The organism is Anabaena sp. CCY 0017 (assembly GCF_963920885.1).
Taxonomy (GTDB): Bacteria; Cyanobacteriota; Cyanobacteriia; order Cyanobacteriales; family Nostocaceae; genus Nodularia.
The window spans coordinates 1-21,508 of record NZ_CAWUDG010000041.1; the positions used below are offsets into that span (position 1 = coordinate 1).

Consider the following 21,508-nt stretch of genomic DNA (forward strand, 5'->3'; position numbering starts at 1 on the left):
TATCTACACAAGTAATCCCACTACTTAATTCTTTAATTCCTTTACGAATAGTATTGCTAGGGTGGGTGGAAATAACCCACCCCACCATGTTCACCTGGATTTAGTAGCTAACGCCAACACTAAATCTACTTTTTGTCACCAGCAACAATTTCCACGTTACCTTTTGCTAGTGCTTCGAGTGCTTCGCCTTCAGCATCTTCTTGTCTCTTTTCTTTATCCTCTTGAGCTTGTGCTGTGGCAATTAGTTTTGCGGCATTTTCTTCACTTTCCAGAATACCGAACTCAATCAACAAATCTTCTAGCTCATCCATTTCAATGGGTGTAGGAACAGCCAGATTTGTATTGTTGATAATCTTGTCTGCTAATGTGCGGTATTCATTAGCTTGTTTGCTGTCAGGTGCGTATTCGTTAACGGTCATCCGACGCAATTCGGCGTGTTGCACGATATTGTCACGCGGGACGAAGTGAATCATGTGGGTGCTTAATCTGGCTGCTAGGGTGCTAATCAGTTCATCTTCCCGGTCAGTTTGACGGCTGTTACAAATCAGACCACCCAAGCGCACACCACCAGTGTGAGCGTACTTGAGAACACCACGAGCGATGTTGTTAGCAGCGAACATCGCCATCATTTCCCCAGAGGTAACGATGTAAATTTCTTGCGCTTTCCCCTCCCGAATTGGCATGGCGAAACCACCACACACAACGTCACCTAATACGTCGTAGGAGACAAAATCTACGTTTGAGTAAGCGCCGTTTTCTTCAAGGAAGTTGATGGCGGTGATAATACCACGACCAGCACAACCTACCCCAGGTTCTGGCCCACCAGATTCCACGCATCTGATACCTCGGAAGCCTTCAATCACAACTTCTTCGAGTTCTATATCTTCCACAGCACCCCGTTCAGCAGCTAAGTGCAGCACGGTGGTTTGGGCTTTACAGTGCAGAATCAAGCGGGTAGAGTCAGCTTTGGGGTCACATCCGACAATCAAGATGCGTTGACCCTTTTCCGCCATAGAGGCGAGGGTATTTTGGGAGGTGGTAGATTTACCGATACCACCTTTACCGTAGAATGCTATTTGTCTAATTTTTCCGTCGGACATGATGATTTAGTCTCCGAGTAATTGTGCAATTTACGTGGGTCTGCAATCTGTGAATCATTTACACTGTCGAGTTACATCTGTAACCTTTCGTAGAACGTCTTTGGCGGTGCGCGTTCTACAACAAAAACAGTTAAAATCCCAAACATATTTAATTGTTGGTAAGTTTGTAAGTTTGTAGGAATTGAAGAGTAAGCACAAAGTTCATGTAGAAAGACTCGGACTCTCTCAATTCAGCATGATTCAGTTATTGTCAAGACCTAATAGGTTGCTCAAGCCTAAAGAGTGGTTGCAGGAGGAATGAAAATTTACGCAGAGTTATTCCCTAAACCACATAACCAACCAAATTTGCAATTCACTCTAAACGGTCGCTACTGTTTCTCCGAGTTTGCTGATATCGTAGCCGCCAAGAACTTCTAATTGTGAATGAACCAGTCGATGTCCCAAAGTCCCTAACAATTGCTGTACTGGCACTTCTTCCAAATATTCTTTCAGAATTACCAAATCGTATCTTGACCGTTGCAGAGGGATAAATCCCAGCCCAAAGACAGCTGCTACAGAGGCGATGCTAACACCTGCATCGGCAACTCCTAATGCTACAGCTTGGGCAACATCTTGATGGCTGTAGACAACATGATTAAATCCTTGCACAGCATGGAACGGAACTCGCTCCTGTTGCAATGTTTGTTCCAAAAGTGAACGACTGCCAGAACCTATTTCGCGGTTGACAATGGTCGCTTTTGCATCTACTAAATCGGTAATTGTGCTGATTCCCATTGGGTTGTCAGATTTTACCAAAAGTCCCTCTTCCCAGACCCCCAAGGTAATCAACACTGCTTGTCTCCCCACCAGAATATCTCGAACAAAGGGAGTATTATAGTCACCAGTCACAGGGTCGTACAAGTGCATCCCGGCAATGTGAGCCTCACCTCTGCACAGACTTTGCAAAGCAGCCATACTATTGGCAAAGTTAAATTGAACTCGCAATTGGGGATGCCAGCGTTCAGTCGCTCTCGCCCATAATGAAATCACCGGTGAACAGCCAGCAATCACAACTGTGTTGTGGAGTGTCGCCAAATTATCATCTAGCAGGCGGACTTTGACTTTATCTGTATGCGTCTGAGTCTCACTTTCACCTTTCGGGTTTAGCAGTTTGCTGATGCTGGGTAGCTCTTCTACCCTTACGGGTGACGTTCCTGCGTCGCTACTGCTGGCGCTACTCCCTACTACGGGGTGACTCACCGCAACTGTTTCACCATCGGCGGGAATCATATCTTGGCGAAAAGCATCCTTGCCAATTAAAGGATAAGCTATCCACTGCCCTCCTACGCGAGCTAGACTGACTCGCAGTTTCTGACTACATGAGACAGATTTGGCAATTACTGCTTCGATTTGAGGTAAATCCTGCTCTAGCCAGAATAGATCCTCCACTTGACAGCCCAACGCCTTAGCTAAACGAAGTGTTATGGACACTGAGGGTGCATATTGTCCCGACTCTATGCCACTAATACTTTGACGAGTTACACCAGCTAAGTTAGCCAAATCTTGTTGGCTCATACATAGACGGGTTCTGATTGACTTCAAGTTATTTTGGAGGTTACTATCCTGCTTCATTGGCTTTATCTCTCAGTTTGCAGAAGCCGTAGCGGATTTAACTAAAATCTGCCAAGACAAAAGCATAGTCTTTCAGTTCGTATCATTTTCTTGTCAGACTTTTTGTGCTTTTGCTGTTTTGATTCCCTCTATAAATAGATTATCACACATTTCGCCAATTTGCTTGCGACGCGCAAGTTTTTTTTCTGGCGACCTTTTCAAGTATGCTGTTTATCAGCCAAAAGCCTGATTTTTGGTTAGTAAAAGACTTAAATAAAATTCAAAAATTACCAACTAAATTGGTAAATAGTAGCAATTAATACAGTTTTATCAATTAATTTCGGCTTTGATGCTTGATATGTGACTCACATAAGCCTAAGAACAATACCAACCAATTCCGCCAGATGCAAAAATTTAGGCAGCACTAAAAATTATCGATTTTACTCACAGGAGTATTTAGTTGTTTCTGCACCATCAGGTACTAGCCAAGGTGTGCAGATATCAGAATTTGAATACCCTATGGTCAGCGCAAAACGCCAGATAATTCGGAGTTTATGGATGGTTATTGGGACATCAGCATTGGAGAGAGTAATGATTACTGAAGAAGACTTAGCCCAACAATTTAATGTAATTATCGAGTATACGCACCCAAGTGTGTGGCAACTGCTACGCCATTGTTATGTAAAGGTGATCAATCCTCATCAATACTCAAGAAGAGCTTGTATAAAAGCGGAAATTTCTCATGTACCATACCTGGGAATTTATTGTCCTGACAGACTGATTGGTGATGTAATAGCCAAAAAAAATCTCCTCAGAGAAGTGGCAGAATATTTGGGACTCCTTGAGATTGTTTGCTTGAATGCTAACAACTTGGTGCGCGATCGCCTGTCAAATCTGAAGGATATTTATCCCCAATTGTGGCTAGACTTACTGTGGATTGTGACGCAAGAACAAGAGTGCTGATTATATCAGGCTGCTCTGCACAACAACCTTTTAGCTGCTGTAAATGAAGCCCAGAAATATATTATGAATCAGCAATACTTACCTCCAGATGATCTGCCTTCAAATCTCACAATACAAGTGAGTGAAATACTATTCAGACAGCTTGAAGAAGTGATTAAAAAAAGCTTTTTCTTGACGTGTAATAGAATGACACGTATTCTGTTGTCGAGTTGTCATTGGTATTTTCAAATCAATAACGGGATTCTGACGTTAATTCTGGTTTGTCGCGATATGAAGAGTTACCGAAATATCATGAAAACTGTTCCTCAATTTGTCGAAAAGTTAAACCTATTTGCGAACAAAGCGAAAATTACTGTCAGTTCGCCACTTGATAAAGGTATCCCGTGGGTACTTAGTCTAGATGATTCTTTATCTGAAGGAGACTCTGCCTGATCCTGATAGATAAATTGCAAATTATTCCAGGTAAAGCTTGATTAAAAATCAGCACCAATATTCTGCTGCAAAAAGCTTTTAGCTGATTTTTACTTCGGTATAATCTATTTCTACTCCTGGAATAATTATCATGAGAATGCCAAGTTTTTGCCATCAATGACTATATTTGATGAGTAAATAACATAATTTTATGGGTGATATTTTTTAATTAATATCATCACTTGTTTTCATGTTTTTGGCTGAGATATTAAATATAAAAATTTAAAAATTTAGAATATATTTGTTTGTAAAACTTGGACTTTTAATGTATGTTCTTATTAGTCAAATAAATTAAAAATATCTCTGTGAAGATATGTATTTATTAATAGGTATAGATGATACTGACAATACAACAAGTGGTGCGACAGGCCACCTAGCACGAGACCTGAGAAAACAGATAAGCGATTGCAACCTAGCTCACACTATTAGCATCACTCGTCACCAATTGTTCCTCAGTCCAGAAATTCCTTACACTTCCCACAATAGTTCCGCCTGTATGCTGGTGGACACCCAGCTAGAGACAGTCAATGTTCTCATCGACTACTGTCGGGAGTATCTCATCAAGTACAGTGAACCAGGCTCAGATGTAGGCCTATGTGTAGCACAGTCGGAGCAAGTCAGTTCTGCTGTCCAAGCTTTTGGTAAACAAGCTAAAGAAACAGTTCTGACTCAAGCCCAAGCAAGATCAATAGCCAGTCAAGCTGGGATACTTTTAGAGGGTCTGACTGGTACACAAGACGGAATCATCGGAGCTTTAGCTGGTGTGGGTTTAAGAAAAACTGGTAACGACGGGCGAATTCTCTGGATACCAGGTTTGTATGAGCTTTCTGGGATATATACAGCCAGCCAACTTTATCAAACTCTCAATATTGATCGCATTCAAGATTTAGAAGGGAGGCTGTTGTCGTCAGACACCAGGATTCAAATTAAGTTTTCGGAAGAAACCAGGATGAAAACAGGCCGCTGGCCTCGTCCGGTGTTGATAGATGGCCAAGCTGTGATGCTGGTGGTCAAAGCTGTTGAAGATCAAGATGCAATAGGAAAGAAAAACTATGAATACGAAATGGCTCCCAAAGACATCATCCGCCAATATTAAGCAGCGTTTGCGTCAAGTGAACTGGCTAGAAATTCTGGCTTTGGTGGGCTTGGGATTGATAATTGCCGCAGTTGAAGCAAATCTGCGTTTCCCATTGAGATTACCAGGGTGGCGAGGACTCATCTGGCTGACACCGCTTGTTGCTACGAGGTTATCTACTTCCCGTTTTGGTGCGGCTTCGATTACCAGCTTTAGTGCTGCGGGCTGTTCATGGTTGATTGGTGTTAGGTACGATCCTTATGACTGGTTCTTTTATCTTGTGGTGGGGGAATTATTGGATTTAGCCTATCACCAAGGTAGAAAATGGAAACAGCAGGTGTGGTTCTGGGCGATCGCAGCAGGTTTAATTCACCTCATCAAACCTTTAACCCGCATCATCATTAGCAGCAGTGGAGTTTGGTATGGTTTTTTGTCTTCAGGATATATCTATCCTTTAACAACACATTTATTGTTTGGTGCGATCGCTGGCATTGTAGGATCATTTGCAGTACTGGCAACGAAAAACCTGCGAAAATCTTAATCAATGTATGATTTTTGACGAGTAGTTACGAGTTACATTCAATTCGTAATTTTACTCACATCTTTCTCTAGAATGATATACAATCTACTTCTGAAGGTGGTAACTACAGTAACAATTAGTAGTTACTATCACTAAGTACAAAGACAATCATACAGGTTAAGATATGCAGATTAGCGCGCGGAATGCTCTTGAAGGGACTGTCAAAAAAGTTAATCCCGGTTCTGTAAATACAGAAGTCATTATAGAACTTGCACCAGGAGTAGAAATTACATCAATTATCACCAAATCTTCCGCCGACAGCTTAAGCCTGCAAGCCGGTAAAAAAGTTTACGCAGTTATTAAAGCATCAGATGTGATGGTTGCTGTTGATTAGAATACTTTATCGTTGAAGATAAAAATCTCACAACAATTGACCCAGAGAACTGAAAACTAATCAGTACTTTGATGCTGGTGATGTTTTCAGGGTCATAAAATGTCTCCTTGGACTTAAAGTAGGGGGTAGGGGTTTAGCATTGCTAAACCCCTACTGTGACATCATAATCAGATGTAGTGGATTTAATCGCACGTACCAAGGAAATGGCTTATCTTTAAGTTCAGCCCATTTTTCTTTATACAGTTCTACTTGGAGATGGTAATCATCAGAACCTGTGGGTGATTCATATAACTTGATATAAACAGTTGTTCTATGCTGTGTTTCACTCGTGTCAGCTAACCAGCAGGGAAAAGTATTGTCCTCATGGGGCTGATTTGAGAAGCTGATTTGATGAGCGCGAATTCCCACAAAATTTAAAGGTTCTGGAATAGGTTCAATCACACTCAGATTACATTCCCAGTCCAATGCTTCTATTGTGTGTGAGTTAATTAACCTAGCAGCAGAAAAGTTTTTGCACTCCGTAACTTGAGCCACTGTATATGTTGGTGGTCTTTCAAATATATCTTGTTTCGACCCATAGGCGATCGCTTGTCCTTGAGAAAGCACTAAAAGATGACCACAAACTCGGTAAGCTTCTTCTAACTTATGGGTAATAAACAAATTTATTCCCTCGTACTGGGAAATTACCTTAATCAGCAACTTTTCAATCTGATCTCGCAAATAACTATCTAAAGCTGAGAGGGGTTCATCTAGAAGTAAAGCTTCTGGCTCACTCACCAAGGCTCTAGCCAAGGCCACTCGCTGTTGTTGACCCCCAGAAAGTTGATGCGGGTAACGGTCTCCTAAACTTGACAACTGCATCATATCTAAATATTTTGCCACACGCCTGGGACGTTCTGGTTTCGGCAAATCTTGCAGCCCAAAACCAATATTTTGGGCTACTGTCAGGTGAGGAAACAAAGCATAATTTTGAAATACAAAACCCACTCGACGCTGACGACTAGGAAGATTAATCCCCCGTTCGCTATCAAATAAGACGCGCCCATTCAAAACAATTTTTCCTTGAGTAGGAGATTCCAATCCCGCAATGCAACGTAAAGTCATGCTTTTACCAGAACCAGAAGCACCTAACAAACCTAAAGGATTTTTATCGGCGGTAAAGTCAACATCTAGGGTGAAATCGGGTAACTTCTTTTGTACATTGACTATAAGTTCTGGTGCTGACCTGGGAACCCCTGAATAGCCAATATTTTCTCGTGATAATCGTTGATAAGAGGAATGATGCTTTGAAGTTGCCGTATCTTGAAACTGACCAAAAATCAAAAAATTCAAGATTTTTTTGGTAAAAGTGTGAGTTTTTCTCTTCAGGGATTTTGAAGGACGTTGAGCATTAGACCAGGAATTAATCGCCGCAATTACGCCCAAAGAAATCGCCACCATCACCAATACCCAAATTAATGCTTTACGCATATTCCCGGCTTCCGCCGCAAAAAAGATGGCGATGGGTATGGTTTGTGTTCTACCGGGAATACTCCCAGCCAGCATTAATGTCGCCCCAAATTCACCTAAAGCCCTAGCAAAAGCGAGAATTGTACCACCAACAACACCAGGCCAAGCTAATGGTAAGATAATTTGCCAAAATATCCTCCATTCTGGAGATCCCAAAGTACGAGCGCTGTTGATAAAGTCGGTTTCAACTTGCTCAAAAGCTCCTAACACTGTCTTATACATCAAGGGAAAGGCCACCACGGTAGACGCAATGACTGTTGCTGGCCAAGAGAAAATGAGAGTAAATCCCACTCCCATCAAAAGTTGACCAACTGGACTGTTGATACCGAAAAACAGTAACAGTAAGAAACCTACTACTGTTGGTGGTAAAACCAAAGGTAATGTAAGAATACCATCGATGAAACCTTTACCTTTACCTTGATAATTCAGCATCCACCGAGCGACGATGATTCCTGAAAAAAAGGCAAAAATTGTGGCGACGAAAGAAGTTTTGAGGGAAATCCATAAAGGGGATAAATCAGTTTCCATTTGATTTAATGCTGGTAACTGCTGATGGAACAGAGAAAAGAGGAACAGTAATATTTGTTAGCTAAGGGGAGTAAATCCGTATTTCTCAAATACTGGTTTTGCAGTGTCACTAGAAAGAAACTCCACAAATTCCTGAGCTGCTGCTTGATTTTGACTACGTTGAATAACTGCTACAGGATAGATGATGGGTTTATGACTGTCTTTTGGTGCAGTCGCAATTACTTTTACTTGGTTTGAACTCTGAGCATCTGTAGCATAGACAATACCTGCATCAACGTTACCAGTCTCCACGTAAGACAAAACTTGACGGACATCTTTGGCGAAAACAATTTTCGGTTTGATGGCATCATACAGCTTCAGAGACGTTAAGACTTCCTGGGCGTATTGTCCGGCGGGGACACTTTCGGGATCGCCAATGGAAAATCGTTGAACTTGATTACTACTTAAATCTTGAAAGTTGGAAATCCCAGTGGCTTTTTGAGAAGCGATTAAAACAACTTCATTTCCTAACAAGTTTTTGCGAGTACCTGGAAGTAAAAGATTTTTTTGAGCTAAAGCCTCTATTTGTCTCTCAGCCGCCGAGATGAAGACATCAACAGGCGCTCCTTGTTCAATTTGCTGTTGTAGTGAGCCGGAACTACCAAAGTTGTAAGTAATTTTATTGTTTGGGTGTTTTTCTCTGTATACTGGCTCAATTGCTTTCATGGCATCTTGCATACTAGCAGCTACTGATATTGTCAGCTCTGTTGCTTGAGCCTGTGGGGTTGAGGTGGTATCAGGTGTGTTGGTTGTGACCTGATTACAACCAACGACTGCTAAAAATGCTACCAATATCCAGGTAGTCAGGCTTAAAAAACGTTTCCTTTTCATTGTGCAAGTTCTAATTTTTCATAGAATACCAACTTCTTGCTATTATTTACCAGTTTTTTTAGTATAAAGTTGGTATACTACTTGTCAATGTCTCTTCTGCGAGACGCTACGCGAATGGCGATCGCGATCGCCGTTCTCTGAATTATCCCTTCTCAGTAGGATAAGTTGGTATTGCCATTGCTCAAGGCATTGTAAATAAAGGTAATTTTGGCATTTCATACTTTGATTCAGCAACGCCAATAAATCACATTTGCAGGTCATCAAATCCTGACAAAACACGGCAACCTCACTCATTCTTGCTGTCATCATCTTGCTTTCTTTTTTGCGGGAAACAGCAATTAGAACTTTGTCAAACTTAATTTTAGGTTATGCTCATGAAACTTTCTGGGAAATTTGCTTTACAGAAAATCAAAATAAAGTTGCACCGCAGACAGTTTTTACATCTGGCTTTAACGGTGATGACGTTATTACTAATAACCATAATTGGTGGCTTGACACACATCTCACCAAGTATTGCCCAAAGACCTCAACAAATTACCTTGACAGTATCAGCAGGTGCAGGCTTAAAGCCAGTCCTGGACGAGATTCAAAAACTCTATAAACAAAAACAACCGCAGCATAAGATTAATTATAACTTTGCTGCTTCTGGCGCTCTCACCCGACAAATTGAACAGGGTGCAAATATAGATATTTTTATCTCAGCCTCCAGTAGAAACATGGATGAACTGCAAAATCAAGGAATGTTGCTGGCAGAGACTCGGAGAAATTTAATAAAAAGTCGAGTTGCTTTGATTGCGCCTGTGAGTTCAACTGGCATATCTCGCTTTCAAGACTTAACAAAGCCTATTGTTAAAAGAATTGCTATCGGTGAACCTAGAAGCGTACCCCTTGGTGTCTATGCCGAAGAAGTTTTTCAACATCTGGGGATTTTAGAACAACTCAAACCCAAGCTGGTTTATACCAGAAGTGCTTTAGAAATTCTCAACTTCGTAGCAGCAGGTAATGTTGAGGTTGGTATTGTGCATGATACCACTGCAAGAACATCCGATAAAGTCAAAATTTTAGCGATCGCACCTGAAGCTTCTCATTCTCCTGTCGTTTATCCAGTTGCTGTCCTGAAAAATACGAAAAACCCTACAGCAGCGAAATCATTCGTAGAGTTCTTGTTTAGCGAACAGGCAAAAACATTGTACACAAATTATGGCTATACCATAGTTCAATCATAGCCATGATCAGGTGGTCTTATAGCGGTATGCACTTGAATGAAATACATCATAGTCCCCTCATCGCTTGCACCTGTCAGGGGTTGGGGGTGGTTTTCTTGTATCTTACTCAACCGAGAACCGCTATATTGGCACTAGTATTTACCAATTAGTAACTCTTGATACAGTTCTACCAATTTAGTAGGTATAATATACATACCAACTTAGTTGGTTAGATAAAGAATTACACCTCTGATTACTTACAGTAGATCAGCAAATATTGCTGGTCTGCAAGCTTTTTTCCGCAACTTTTCCACAAAAACTCTGCGTACCTTTGCGCTAACTCCGCGTACCTTTGCGTTTAAAAACCGAGAATTTTACGCCCCATACTAACCCATGTAAACAAAATGGCATTAGAATCTAATTTCTTAGCGAATCTATCTGATTTTCTCTATCCTCAGAGCAGTTATTACGGTCAATTCCAGCCAGAATATTTAGCATTTAACGCCAATTTACAGGAATTTGCTCAACGGGTAAGCTACATTAGCAACCTACAAACAGGCGGAAAACTGTCTCCAGAAGAAGCTTATAACCAAATTAAAATGCTTTGGAAACAGTTAAAACAGAGCAAAAAGCAACTAAAAATTCAGTAGTTTCCTCATATTTGTGGTATTAGGCGCAGGATACAAAGAGTATTTGTGCGATCGCCTGACAGTCATATCTGCAAACCCTATATATCAATTACGTTACAACGTTTTGATGGCTTTGACTTGAACAGAGCAACAAATTGGCGTTGCTGATTAAGAATATGAATTTATTTCACGCAAAGGCGCAAAGGCGCAAAGGTACGAAGAAAAACAAGGGTAATTTTCGCATTTCATACTTTGATTCAGCAACGCCAACAAATTGATCTAGCCATAGTTTCACCCATCAAGTGGGTGTCATCATATTTGAGGTGTGTGGTAAATGTCTAAATTTGCAATAGCTCCAATAGTACTAGCAGTTAGTGTCATCACAGCTGAAGGTGCATCTGCACAAGAAGTAGATAACCCAAAAATGCCGTTACAGGCACAAGAAAGTATAGTTTCGCAAACAGAGGAGCAAGCTGTTGTTCCTATACCTATTGCAGCTCCTTATTTGGGAACTATCCCAAACGATGTGATGAGTCAAATCACCTCAGTCTCTCAACTGTCTGACGTACAACCGACAGATTGGGCTTTCCAGGCTTTGCAATCTTTAGTTGAACGCTACGGTTGTATTGCTGGCTACCCTGATAGCAGTTTCCGAGGTAATCGGGCGATGACTCGTTATGAATTTGCTGCGGGTCTGAATGCTTGTCTGAATCGAATTAATGAACTAATTGCCAGTAGTAGTACCGCAGAATTAGTCACACAAACAGACTTAGAAACCCTACAAAGACTACAACAAGAATTTGCCGATGGACTGGGAGAACTCAGGGGACGGGTAGATATTATAGAAGGTCGGACAGCCACCTTAGAAAGTCAACAATTTTCGGCAACTACCAAGTTAACTGGAGAGGCAATTTTCACCCTGGGGAGCGTCTTTGGTGAAGATAGAGCGCTCAATTCTGACCAATGGAGAACAATTAACGCCCAACCAGCAGGTGCTAGTCGAGAAGCTGCTGAAGCTAGTGCTTTTGGTGCAGCTGGCGGTCGTTTGCGAGATAATGCCATTTTTGCCAATCGCGTTCGCTTGAACTTCAATACTAGCTTTACTGGCAGAGACCGCTTGTTTACTCGCCTAGAATCCAACAATACTACCTCCTTTAGTGGAGTAGTTACAGGCACAAATATGAGCCGCTTGGGTTGGGATGGAAATACAGATAACAGTGTCGTACTGGGTAAACTGTTTTATCGTTTCCCAGTCGGTGACAAACTCAATGTGACTATTGATGCCTTGGGAGGAGAATTTTACGACAACTTTAATACGATAAATCCCTTACTAGCATCAGCGCCCACTGGTGCTGTATCGAGATTTGGTCGGTTTTCTCCGATTTATCGTGCGAGTAATACTGGTTCACGTTTCGGTTCAGGTGTCAGTGGTGTATTCAAGTTAAGTGATGCAGTGACTTTATCTGGTGGTTATCTTGCGAGGAGAGGTAACGAGCCTGATACAAGTAGAGGATTGTTTGACGGTAGTTATGGGGCTTTAGCTCAATTAGAATTTAGGCCTAACAACAACTTTACTCTGGGTTTAACTTATGCCCACTCTTATTTAAGTGCGGCGGCTGGTGATGTGACAGTTTCTGGAGCTTATGGTAGTGCTTTTGCTAATACGCCATTTGGTGCGGGTGTAGCTACTTCCGCCAATCATTATAGTTTGGCTACCAGCTATCGTTTTCACCCTAAATTTGTGCTTTCTGGTTGGGTGGGATATACGCAAGCGATAGCTGAGATTAATTCCGGCGCAAATGTCAATAGAGGCGATAAAGCAGACATTTGGAACTGGGCAGTAACATTCGCTTTCCCAGACTTAGGTAAAAAAGGTAACTTGGGAGGTTTAATCTTTGGTCAACCACCCAGAGTAACGAGCAATGACTTTGGACCAGATGTGATTACGCCAACAAGTAATCGCCGCCAAGATAGTGATACATCCTTTCATTTAGAAGCCTTATATCGCTACCAACTTAATAGCAACATTTCCATTACTCCAGGCTTAATTGTGATATTTAACCCAGAGCATAATAGTAACAATGACACTATTTATACGGGAGTAGTTCGGACTACATTCCGGTTTTAGATAACTTTTGCACACGTAATTTGGATCTGCATTGCCTACGATACAGTAGGGATGTAGGGGTGTATGGTGTAGGGGTTTAGCAATGCTAAACCCCTACAAATCCGAATACAAATCCGAATACAAATCCGAATACAAATCCGAATACAAACCAACATACATTCATTAAAAAGGTATATTTAATAATATTTCGTGCTGCTGATAAATATCACCAGTGTTTTCATGATCATTTTTCCACTCTAAAGGATTGTTAATAATATAATTTCTAATTGATTCTAACGATTCTTCATTCCTACTAATATGCTCATAAAAGTTTCTTTGCCACACTGAAGACGCACCTTTTTGATTGCAAATTTGATTAATCTTTTTAGTAACAGCACTTTTATAAGATCTAATCACACAAGGGATTGAACCAGCTACCATATTTCCATATTGTCTTTGCTCATTACACCTTGTAATTGTATTATCAATCCATAATATTCCATGAATATGATTAGGCATAATCACAAATACATCTAATTGTATATGTGAGAAATGTTGAGGAATTTCTTGCCAATAGTTATAAGCAATCGTTCCTAGCGAATTTAATTTCATCTCTCCTTTCTTGATATCACCAAAGATACATTGTCTGTTTTTGGTACAAATGGTAATAAAATATGCTCCATTTTGAGTGTAATCATAGTTTTTTAGTCGCATAGAACGCCGATTGTGAATTTGGGGATTATAAGACATCTTCAGATTGATAAATTATCTTGATAATATGTGAAATATTTATGGCCTATTTAGGGATTTGTAGGGGTTTAGCATTGCTAAACCCCTACACCAGTACATTTATTATAAATCTCTATTTGATATTATTCTCTTTCAGAGGATGAATCAGCATTTGAAACATATCGCCAACGCAGATAACATGATGATTAAAATTATTGCCTGGATTTTCTGGATTAAATCGAATTCAGAAAGTGTTAGCCAATGAACAATATTGATAGTGATCGCATCAACACTTTAATTTTTTATTCCCCAGAGTTAAAACTGCAAAGAAATAGAACCCACAACAGTTAATGGCGCACCAGGAAAAATCCCTGTTCTACTTTGAGCAGATTCAAAATAACGGGTGTCAAACAAATTTTTGATATTGAGTGCAGCGCGAAAATTATTGTAATTGTAATACACAGCAGCATCTACACGACTATAACCAGGTAAAGTAAAACTATTATTCAAATCACCTGAGCGATCGCCTGCGGCAAAAACCCCCACACCAACACCTAATCCTTGCAAATCACCATGAAGAATAGTGTAATTTGTCCATAAACTGAATGTATTACGCGGGACATTAGCTAAAGAATTGCCATTAGGAAAAGTATTATCACTGGTTATAATAGCATCAGTGTAACTATAAGATGCAATTACATTCCATCCCGGTAAAATTTCACCTATCAAATCTAACTCAATACCGCGACTGCGTTGTTCACCAGTTTGCAAAGAAAACGTTGGTCGCATCGGGTCTGCTGTCAAAACATTAGTTTTGGTAATCTCATAAAGTGCCAGAGTTGAAGATAAACGTCCATCAAACCAGTCTTTTTTTACCCCCACTTCATACTGAGTTCCTCGTTCTGGGTCAAATGAAGTGCCATCAAAACTACTACCAGTTTGAGGTACAAAAGAGCGACTGTAATTGGCATAAAGAGAAATATTTTGAACAGGTTGGTAAACAATACCCAACTGAGGGGTAAATGCTTGACTGTAGGTATTCGTCCTTGTATTTCTCAGATTATCCTCAAAATCAAAATCGACAGTATCAAAACGTCCACTAACTAAGAACTTGAGGTTATCGGTTAACGTAATCAGGTCTTGCAAGTAAATACCGAAAAGATTTGTTTGTTCGTTCCGATTAAGATTTTGTGTAAAGTTCCCAACAGAAAAGCGGTGACTAGGTCTAAAAATATCCAAACATCCGGCATTGGCGTTGAAAGTGGTTACTTGTCTAGATTCTCTAGCTAACTGAAAGCCTATTAAAGTTGAGTGTTTAATTTGACCTGTGCTAAATTTACCAACTAGGTTAGTTTGCAAAGTATTTGTACTAGCATCTTGATTATTGTTTTGAGCAACTAAAGATATTAAGTTATCTGCTTGTGATGGACACTGCAAGGCGGTTTGACCCTGACCAGTACCCATACCTTGACCAGTACCCATACTCTGACCAGTCCCCATACCTTGACCAGTCCCCATACCTTGACCAGTACCCATACCCTGACCAGTACCCATACCCTGACCTCTGGCTTGAATAGCAGAGAAGGTTTGGTCAACAGTGGTGCTACGGAAAGAACTTTGCAAAGACCAATTGTCACTGAAGCGATGTTCTAGGGATACATAGCCACGCCATTGATAAACATCATTTTTCCGGGATGGATCACCAATGAAACGACTGATGGGAATGTCTGCAACTTGGTTACCGATCGCAACTAAGCCAAAATCGATGGGACGACTATCTTCTAAATATTCTCCTGTTAAATTGATAGTTGTTTGGGAACTGACATTGAAAGAGAACTTGGGAGAAATAAACAAGCGATTGGTTTGTACACCTTGACGAAAACTATTTGAATCATCGTAGGCGACATTGAGGCGGTAATTGAAATTGCGATCGCTATCTAAAGGGCCTGTAAGATCTAAAGTGCCACGATTTAAACCAAAACTACCGAGGTTGTATTCAGCCGCATACTCAGGATTTGGTAGTGGTTTTTTCGTCACCAAATTTACCAATCCCCCCGGTTCCGACTGTCCGTAAAGTATAGCTGCTGCGCCTTTGAGAACCTCAATTCGTTCTAAATTAGAAACGTCTGTAAATACCCGGTTGGCGTTGTTTCCTTCACTAAAGCCATCACGGAATTGATCAGCCGTAAACCCCCGCGTCAATAAAGAAAATTCGCTACGTCCAGCACCTTGTCCCGATAGGGCAAACCCACTAATATTTCTGACTGCATCATAAACGTTGAGTGCTTTTTGGTCTTGAATGATCTGTTGTGGAACTACCTGCACAGAAAAGGGCAGATCACGCAACGGTGTTTCTGTTCTGGTGATTGCTGCGGTGTTAGGTAGGCTGTATCCTGTAGGATCACCTGTAACTGTGAGTTCTATATCTGGCTGATTTTCTTCAAGTAATACACTCAATACCAAGGCATTTTCACTAGAGATAATCTGTGCTGTTGGCACAATAGTCTCTCCGACTATAATCACCCTGACACTACTAGTATTGTTTTGGGTAACGCTAATTAATTGGATTCCTGGTGCAGGGTTATCGGCGCGCAAGTCTTTACCGTCTGACAAGACTAATACAGCATCAGGAATATCAGCAATCAGTGTATTGTCTTGACTGCTAGTAATTGGCTGAGACAAAACTTTTGTATTTGTCTGGAGAATAATTTCAACCTCAGAAGCGCTGGTATTAACTTGGACACCAGTAATTTGAATAAGTTTGGTTGTGTCTAATGCTGGAGTTAACAGAGAGTCTGCATTACTAACTACACCTTCTATATCTATACTAGTAAAAGCTGTTGATGTAACTCTATTTTTTGGTTCTAATTCATTAACTTGAGCCTGTGCAGATTGGCTCAATAGCAATAAAGTACCATTTAATATGGTTAACAAACGAAGCAAATAAATTATTTTCAAGATTATTCCTCACACCAAGAGATTAGGGGCAAATCTCTATCACTAATTACCAAAAGTTATCAGCCCCTTATAGTGTTAAGTTGCAACTGTTAAACTGACCAAAATTGCCGAGGTACACTAAAGCGAGCAGGATGCCCACCCCACAAGAGTTTTAGTATTAATATCTGTACCTCATCTACCTGGAAACTGCTGTATGTTCTACTGTAAGACGCGGCGCTTTTTAGACAATTTCAAAACCATGAGACAAGATGCGCCAACAAGGAAAAAGCCGGAAGCTGATGGTTCTGGAACTTGGGTAATTACTAACGCCAGGTTATCTGCATAAGCGTCGTTAACTCGTCCCCTGACATGATTCATATTCAGCAGGACATCAACTTGACGTGTACCTATAGGTACTGAACCATCTACTGACTGAAATAACAACCCAGTGATATTGTTTCTTTCGGTTGCAGTTGGTGACGAAATACTCGCAATACCTAAAGATTGATTAGCTTCATCGAAGAAAGTAATTGTAAATTCAGCATTATCTTCATCATCTGTATAACCACCTAACCAACCACTTAAACTAAATGCACCTTTACCAGCATCAATGACGGAGGAAAGGTCAGTCAGATCAATGAGTTGCGCAGCACTAGAAGAAGCTCTGTTACCACCACCATAAAATAGATTGTTGCCGCGATCGCTTGGACCAGGACTATCAGCATCAGGTAGTCCTCTGACTAGCACAAGATTACCAAAGGCGTTGGTAAATTCAAAACCTGTTGCCCCATATTGCAATACACTAAACTCACCAGTTGTATTCCAGACAGGCATAAAAGGTATATCTTCTCCCACTGCGTTACCGATTGGGTCTCCTTCCCCTTGTTCTGCATCACCATTCACAATCAAATTTTGTCCCAATGTGGCTGCATGAATAGGATTAGAAAGTACAACACTAGATGCTAGTCCTGCTAATACGGCAAGACATATTTCTGTCGTTTTTTGCGAAAAATAAGATAACTGATTCATAGTTTTTTCGTAGGTTCGATTAGTTGATCAAAAAGGTGTTGATAGGTTTTCAGAAATTATCGGCTTTGTTGCTAGATATTACCCACTTTGATTTGTTGCTTTTTGGTAGCAGCTAATTTCTTCTGAATCAAAAAAGCTATACCCAGAGCAAACACAATTCCCCCTGTACTTTGATGTTCAGGAACAGAAGTAGAAGGCGCACTAAAACCATACTTGGATAAAATTGCTTGTCCCTCTGATGACAGGATATATGCAGCTAATTTTTCACCATCAGGATCAGCATCTTTGAGTATGGTCAGTCCATAATTAGCCTTAGTAGCCAAATAGTCAGGGAGTTCTAATATTTGCAATTCTTGGTTGATTACCTCGGCTGCCTTCCCACTGGTGTAATAAGCTAAAAAGATATCTGCTTGCTGAGTTTCTTCGAGAAAGTAAATTAAATTATTTTTGCCGTCGGGAACTTGAGGAGCATCAGGATTCCCACCGACCAATTGTAAAGCCTTATCCTTGAGAATTTGAGAGCTACCAGGTTTAACCTGGTCAGCCTTATCGAATATCTGCCATGCATAGTCCCCAGACGGATCGGCTCCAGGTGTTGAGGTTCCTACCTTGATTGCAGGGTTTAGCAAGAAGTCCAATAAATTATCTGATGTGACACCAAGTAAACCTGGTCTAATAATTGCAGTCATTCGGTTACTAGTGAAGTTTACTACAGGCCCACTTAACCCTGCTGCAAATAATGTCTGAGGATTGTTAGTATCTGCACTAGTAAAAATATCTGCGGATTTTCCTGTCTCTGTAAATTCTCTTTCAATACGTTCTCGTGTTAAACCAGATGGGCCAAATTGCGTTTCTACCTTAATTCCATACTTCTCTTCAAAAGATTGAGCAACTTCTGAGATACTATTCCGTAAACTTCCAGCCCCGTAAAGAGTGACAGCAAAAGCTTGGGTTGGCAGCATGATATTGACAGCACAAACTGTCAATAAAAAGGCAAAAAAATCCTTCTTCATAATTTATATACAGTTCTGTTGTTATTACTATTCAGCTAATTATTTGTTAGCCATGCTGAATATAAATTTTGGACATGGTGAAATCACGCACTTTAGCTATCAACAGTTACAGGTGAACTCTGATATGTGCGTGTTTTTTCGATTACAAGAAACAATACCAATAAAATTGGTAAATAGCAATGAGGGTTTGTAGTGAAATTCTGACTTTACAAAACCTGAATAAGCCTTAAATCCCTTTTATAATAGGGATATTACTACTAAAACGTGAAAAAATTACAAATAATATTTTTGATCTAGCTGTTTTATACCAAATAAGGTTGGTAATGCTTATGCAAATTAAGATTTTATTTATACATGATATTCTGTAACAACTAACTATAGCTATCTCAAACGCTACCAAGCTAATGGAATTGGCTATGGTAGCGTTAGTCAGTTAAGGTGTGTCCTGATTGGGAATCATCTCAGGTAAGGGATTCAATTTAGTGGCTTGCAGTTTTACCCACACAAAGAAGGGAATTGCTAGTAACTGAGTAGCCGAGGAAAAGACAATCAGGGTAGTCAAAGAATGATCGTACAAAATACCCATCAAAGCGCTACCGATAAACCACGATAGACCATAGCCTGTACTGAAAATACCATAAGCAGTCGCGCGTTTACTTTTGGGAACCATGTTGGCGATCGCAGCTTTGAGAACCGATTCTTGCGCTCCCATACCAATACCCCACAATGCCATCCCTAACAAAGCCCAGCGAGTATCACCTAAAAATACTAATGGCGCAAACAAGGACGAAACAAAGGCTGCAACCACTAAAATATAAATCCCAATGCGGTCAAAGAAATATCCAAATATCAGAGCGGCGATCGCATCTACACCCATCGCTAAAGCATAAAACAAAGGAATTGTCTGCCCAGAAGCAATACCTCCCTTTTGGAAATGAAAAGCAATCAAGGGAAAATCGGCATAACCAGCAGCAATAATCGCTACCGCACCCAGATAAATCCAAAAAATTCGCGGTAATTCCTCTGATTTTTCTCCCTCAACTTCTTCTTCAAAATCACTGGGATTGGGATAAATAAATTGTAAAACTAGCAACACAATCAACCCCAAAACCGCAGGCACTATCAAGATTGTGAAGGCATTGCGATAATCTCCCCGGAAATAAACCATTGCCGCAACTGCCAAAGGCCCCATGACTGCACCAGTTTGATCCATTGCTTCATGCAGACCAAAGCCAAAACCTCTGCCGATTTGACTGACACCGTGGGATAGCAGCGCATCTCTGGGAGGAGTACGAATTGCTTTACCTGTGCGTTCAGCCATCATCAAACCAGCAGCAGCTTCCCATCTGCCAGTGAAGGCTAATAATGGCACAACTGCTGTGTTCAAAATGTAGCCTAAAGTTGTAATCCCCCAATATTTGCCCGTCTTGTCGCTGAGATAACCGATAAATAAGCGCAAACCATAGCCAATCAATTCTCCAAATCCAGCTACTAGACCTACCACAGTGCCGTTAGCGCCTAAAACTTGTAAATAAGCTCCTGTAATACTACGCGCTCCTTCATAAGTTGCATCAGCACAAAGACTGACAAAACCAAGTAAAATCACAAACCTCAACGCGGCCGACTTCTGTGGCATACTCCATGATTGATAATTAGACATCTCCACATTGAAGCATGGGTTCTAAGTCAGTCGGCACAACTAAACATAACTATGTAACAAAATGTAAAATCACCAAAACCCTTGCGTATCGCTAAAGCGTATTGCAAAAAGTGGTAGGGGTTTAGCATTGCTAAACCCCTACGAAATATGTGCTTTTTAGCCTCATACATATTTAGTATTTTTTGTCAATGCGTAACTCCTAATAACATACATTGAAATTTTCACGCCGACTTACGTAGAACAACAGTTGGCTTTACAGATAATACGGGCTTCACTGCATCGGACGCACCAAAATCATAGCTGATGCTAACATTAAATTTACTTTGTTGGTAAAAAGTGGTGATTTCTGCTATCACATCTTTTATAGTGGCTGCCGCAGACACAAATAAGTTCGTGTTTGACTATGCTACTAAAGGGAGTGGAGTAATCAACAGCAAGATGATTGCCAGTGTCAAACTAGTAATTACTATGACAATCAGACTGAAAATCGTCTTCTTTTCTGACAAAGAGTAGACTAAGTAAACTTTTTGCGTAGAATCAAAGCTTGATGGGATTTTACCAAAATTATTCAAAATAACCAATTTTATTGGTAATGTTATGCCAAGAAAAGAACAAGGATGGGTTACATTTCAAACATCTGAAGAAGAGCGCAAAATTTTAGAGGAGTTTTGTCAACATTCTCAACGCACAAAGACAGAAATTCTTCGAGAATTGGTACGTAGTCTAGATGAATACACTTCATCGGCTTCATCACCAATACCAACCAAGTCCAGAGAAAAGAAAAATGCTGATTCTTTGGAAGTAGAAAATATTCCCCCTAAGCGACCTCTTAAAGTAAGTTCTCGGAATATTCTCAAAGGTGTCGTGAAACAAGTTGTGAGAGGGGAAGTTAGCACTCAAGTAACATTGAGGGTTGTGCATGAAGTTGAGTTAACTTCAATTATTACTACAAACGCAGCAGACGAGTTAGAAATAATCGAAGGTACAGAAGCTTATGCGGTGATTAAGTCCAATGATATTGCTATTGCTAAGGATTAAAGGAAAAGGTGATGATTACCAAAAATGCTCAATTTTATATTCAATTTAGGGACTTCCAAGCAATAAAATCACCAAGTACGTGAATAATAATCATTATTAGGTGGGGAAGGAGAAGCCCCCGCCTGCCGCTTCTCCTTCCCC

19 protein-coding genes are annotated in these 21,508 nt (G+C 40.5%); 9 read left to right on the forward strand and 10 right to left on the reverse strand.

Going from position 1 to position 21,508, the window contains the following annotated elements; translation table 11 throughout:
- Positions 1-125: 125 nt before the first annotated feature.
- Both nifH and ACM0OW_RS24360 read right to left on the reverse strand, forming a co-directional pair.
- Complete coding sequence (nifH, locus tag ACM0OW_RS24355; RefSeq protein ID WP_414553109.1) at positions 126-1,100, reverse strand: nitrogenase iron protein; 975 nt, start codon at positions 1,098-1,100, stop codon at positions 126-128.
- A 357-nt stretch (positions 1,101-1,457) separates the two neighbouring features.
- Positions 1,458-2,711: a substrate-binding domain-containing protein gene (locus ACM0OW_RS24360; protein ID WP_414553111.1), complete on the reverse strand. Its 1,254-nt coding sequence runs from the start codon at positions 2,709-2,711 to the stop codon at positions 1,458-1,460.
- Positions 2,712-3,050: 339 nt separating this feature from the next.
- Here ACM0OW_RS24360 and ACM0OW_RS24365 point away from each other — a divergent pair, with 339 nt between their 5' ends.
- From ACM0OW_RS24365 to ACM0OW_RS24385, 5 genes are all read left to right on the forward strand, one after another.
- Positions 3,051-3,653 (forward strand): hypothetical protein, encoded by a 603-nt coding sequence (locus ACM0OW_RS24365; protein WP_414553113.1) that lies wholly within the window; start codon positions 3,051-3,053, stop codon positions 3,651-3,653.
- 186 nt (positions 3,654-3,839) lie between these two features.
- Positions 3,840-4,085, forward strand: a complete 246-nt coding sequence (locus ACM0OW_RS24370) for a hypothetical protein (protein ID WP_414553115.1) — start codon at positions 3,840-3,842, stop codon at positions 4,083-4,085.
- A 352-nt stretch (positions 4,086-4,437) separates the two neighbouring features.
- The gene (locus tag ACM0OW_RS24375) at positions 4,438-5,220 is read left to right on the forward strand and encodes a hypothetical protein (protein ID WP_414553116.1); all 783 of its coding nucleotides are present in this window, start codon (positions 4,438-4,440) and stop codon (positions 5,218-5,220) included.
- Entirely contained in the window at positions 5,177-5,740 is a 564-nt protein-coding gene (locus tag ACM0OW_RS24380) for a hypothetical protein (RefSeq protein ID WP_414553118.1), read from the forward strand. Before ACM0OW_RS24375 ends, ACM0OW_RS24380 begins: the two co-directional genes overlap by 44 nt.
- A 163-nt stretch (positions 5,741-5,903) precedes the next feature.
- Entirely contained in the window at positions 5,904-6,113 is a 210-nt protein-coding gene (locus tag ACM0OW_RS24385; protein WP_414553120.1) for a TOBE domain-containing protein, read from the forward strand.
- A 150-nt stretch (positions 6,114-6,263) separates the two neighbouring features.
- On the opposite strand, the gene modB is transcribed toward ACM0OW_RS24385, so the two are convergent.
- The 3 genes from modB to ACM0OW_RS24400 all read right to left on the reverse strand — a co-directional run bounded on the left by modB (position 6,264) and on the right by ACM0OW_RS24400 (position 9,329).
- Entirely contained in the window at positions 6,264-8,150 is a 1,887-nt protein-coding gene (gene modB, locus ACM0OW_RS24390; RefSeq protein WP_414553121.1) for a molybdate ABC transporter permease subunit, read from the reverse strand.
- A 57-nt stretch (positions 8,151-8,207) separates the two neighbouring features.
- Complete coding sequence (modA, locus tag ACM0OW_RS24395; RefSeq protein ID WP_414553123.1) at positions 8,208-9,020, reverse strand: molybdate ABC transporter substrate-binding protein; 813 nt, start codon at positions 9,018-9,020, stop codon at positions 8,208-8,210.
- Between the two features lie 84 nt (positions 9,021-9,104).
- A complete protein-coding gene (locus tag ACM0OW_RS24400; protein WP_414553124.1) occupies positions 9,105-9,329 on the reverse strand; it encodes a hypothetical protein in 225 nt (74 codons plus the stop codon).
- A gap of 65 nt (positions 9,330-9,394) precedes the next feature.
- On the opposite strand from ACM0OW_RS24400, the gene modA (ACM0OW_RS24405) reads away from it, so the two are divergent.
- From modA (ACM0OW_RS24405) to ACM0OW_RS24415, 3 genes are all read left to right on the forward strand, one after another.
- Complete coding sequence (modA, locus tag ACM0OW_RS24405; protein ID WP_414553126.1) at positions 9,395-10,246, forward strand: molybdate ABC transporter substrate-binding protein; 852 nt, start codon at positions 9,395-9,397, stop codon at positions 10,244-10,246.
- A 383-nt stretch (positions 10,247-10,629) separates the two neighbouring features.
- A complete protein-coding gene (locus ACM0OW_RS24410; protein WP_414553128.1) occupies positions 10,630-10,875 on the forward strand; it encodes a hypothetical protein in 246 nt (81 codons plus the stop codon).
- A gap of 313 nt (positions 10,876-11,188) precedes the next feature.
- Positions 11,189-12,982 (forward strand): iron uptake porin, encoded by a 1,794-nt coding sequence (locus tag ACM0OW_RS24415; RefSeq protein WP_414553129.1) that lies wholly within the window; start codon positions 11,189-11,191, stop codon positions 12,980-12,982.
- 162 nt (positions 12,983-13,144) lie between these two features.
- Here ACM0OW_RS24415 and ACM0OW_RS24420 read toward each other — a convergent pair whose 3' ends face one another.
- The 5 genes from ACM0OW_RS24420 to ACM0OW_RS24440 form a co-directional block, all read right to left on the reverse strand.
- On the reverse strand, positions 13,145-13,711 hold the full coding sequence (locus ACM0OW_RS24420; protein ID WP_414553131.1) for a transposase: 567 nt from the start codon (positions 13,709-13,711) through the stop codon (positions 13,145-13,147).
- Positions 13,712-14,005: 294 nt separating this feature from the next.
- Positions 14,006-16,648, reverse strand: coding sequence for a TonB-dependent siderophore receptor (locus tag ACM0OW_RS24425; RefSeq protein WP_414553133.1), 2,643 nt, complete (start codon positions 16,646-16,648; stop codon positions 14,006-14,008).
- Between the two features lie 198 nt (positions 16,649-16,846).
- Positions 16,847-17,656 (reverse strand): PEP-CTERM sorting domain-containing protein, encoded by an 810-nt coding sequence (locus ACM0OW_RS24430; protein ID WP_414553135.1) that lies wholly within the window; start codon positions 17,654-17,656, stop codon positions 16,847-16,849.
- A 71-nt stretch (positions 17,657-17,727) separates the two neighbouring features.
- Entirely contained in the window at positions 17,728-18,669 is a 942-nt protein-coding gene (locus ACM0OW_RS24435) for a molybdate ABC transporter substrate-binding protein (RefSeq protein ID WP_414553137.1), read from the reverse strand.
- A 433-nt stretch (positions 18,670-19,102) separates the two neighbouring features.
- Positions 19,103-20,305, reverse strand: coding sequence for an MFS transporter (locus tag ACM0OW_RS24440; RefSeq protein WP_414553139.1), 1,203 nt, complete (start codon positions 20,303-20,305; stop codon positions 19,103-19,105).
- A gap of 621 nt (positions 20,306-20,926) precedes the next feature.
- On the opposite strand from ACM0OW_RS24440, the gene ACM0OW_RS24445 reads away from it, so the two are divergent.
- Positions 20,927-21,367 (forward strand): TOBE domain-containing protein, encoded by a 441-nt coding sequence (locus ACM0OW_RS24445; RefSeq protein ID WP_414553141.1) that lies wholly within the window; start codon positions 20,927-20,929, stop codon positions 21,365-21,367.
- Positions 21,368-21,508 lie beyond the last annotated feature (141 nt).

What these genes read in the sequence shown, in the direction of transcription:
- nifH (WP_414553109.1), bottom strand. Translation starts at nt 1,100, where the DNA reads ATGTCCGACGGAAAAATTAGACAAATAGCATTCTACGGTAAAGGTGGT.
- ACM0OW_RS24360 (WP_414553111.1), bottom strand. Translation starts at nt 2,711, where the DNA reads ATGAAGCAGGATAGTAACCTCCAAAATAACTTGAAGTCAATCAGAACC.
- ACM0OW_RS24370 (WP_414553115.1), top strand. Translation starts at nt 3,840, where the DNA reads ATGACACGTATTCTGTTGTCGAGTTGTCATTGGTATTTTCAAATCAAT.
- ACM0OW_RS24375 (WP_414553116.1), top strand. Translation starts at nt 4,438, where the DNA reads ATGTATTTATTAATAGGTATAGATGATACTGACAATACAACAAGTGGT.
- ACM0OW_RS24380 (WP_414553118.1), top strand. Translation starts at nt 5,177, where the DNA reads ATGAATACGAAATGGCTCCCAAAGACATCATCCGCCAATATTAAGCAG.
- ACM0OW_RS24385 (WP_414553120.1), top strand. Translation starts at nt 5,904, where the DNA reads ATGCAGATTAGCGCGCGGAATGCTCTTGAAGGGACTGTCAAAAAAGTT.
- modB (WP_414553121.1), bottom strand. Translation starts at nt 8,150, where the DNA reads ATGGAAACTGATTTATCCCCTTTATGGATTTCCCTCAAAACTTCTTTC.
- modA (WP_414553123.1), bottom strand. Translation starts at nt 9,020, where the DNA reads ATGAAAAGGAAACGTTTTTTAAGCCTGACTACCTGGATATTGGTAGCA.
- ACM0OW_RS24400 (WP_414553124.1), bottom strand. Translation starts at nt 9,329, where the DNA reads ATGATGACAGCAAGAATGAGTGAGGTTGCCGTGTTTTGTCAGGATTTG.
- modA (WP_414553126.1), top strand. Translation starts at nt 9,395, where the DNA reads ATGAAACTTTCTGGGAAATTTGCTTTACAGAAAATCAAAATAAAGTTG.
- ACM0OW_RS24410 (WP_414553128.1), top strand. Translation starts at nt 10,630, where the DNA reads ATGGCATTAGAATCTAATTTCTTAGCGAATCTATCTGATTTTCTCTAT.
- ACM0OW_RS24415 (WP_414553129.1), top strand. Translation starts at nt 11,189, where the DNA reads ATGTCTAAATTTGCAATAGCTCCAATAGTACTAGCAGTTAGTGTCATC.
- ACM0OW_RS24420 (WP_414553131.1), bottom strand. Translation starts at nt 13,711, where the DNA reads ATGTCTTATAATCCCCAAATTCACAATCGGCGTTCTATGCGACTAAAA.
- ACM0OW_RS24430 (WP_414553135.1), bottom strand. Translation starts at nt 17,656, where the DNA reads ATGAATCAGTTATCTTATTTTTCGCAAAAAACGACAGAAATATGTCTT.
- ACM0OW_RS24435 (WP_414553137.1), bottom strand. Translation starts at nt 18,669, where the DNA reads ATGAAGAAGGATTTTTTTGCCTTTTTATTGACAGTTTGTGCTGTCAAT.
- ACM0OW_RS24440 (WP_414553139.1), bottom strand. Translation starts at nt 20,305, where the DNA reads ATGCCACAGAAGTCGGCCGCGTTGAGGTTTGTGATTTTACTTGGTTTT.
- ACM0OW_RS24445 (WP_414553141.1), top strand. Translation starts at nt 20,927, where the DNA reads ATGCCAAGAAAAGAACAAGGATGGGTTACATTTCAAACATCTGAAGAA.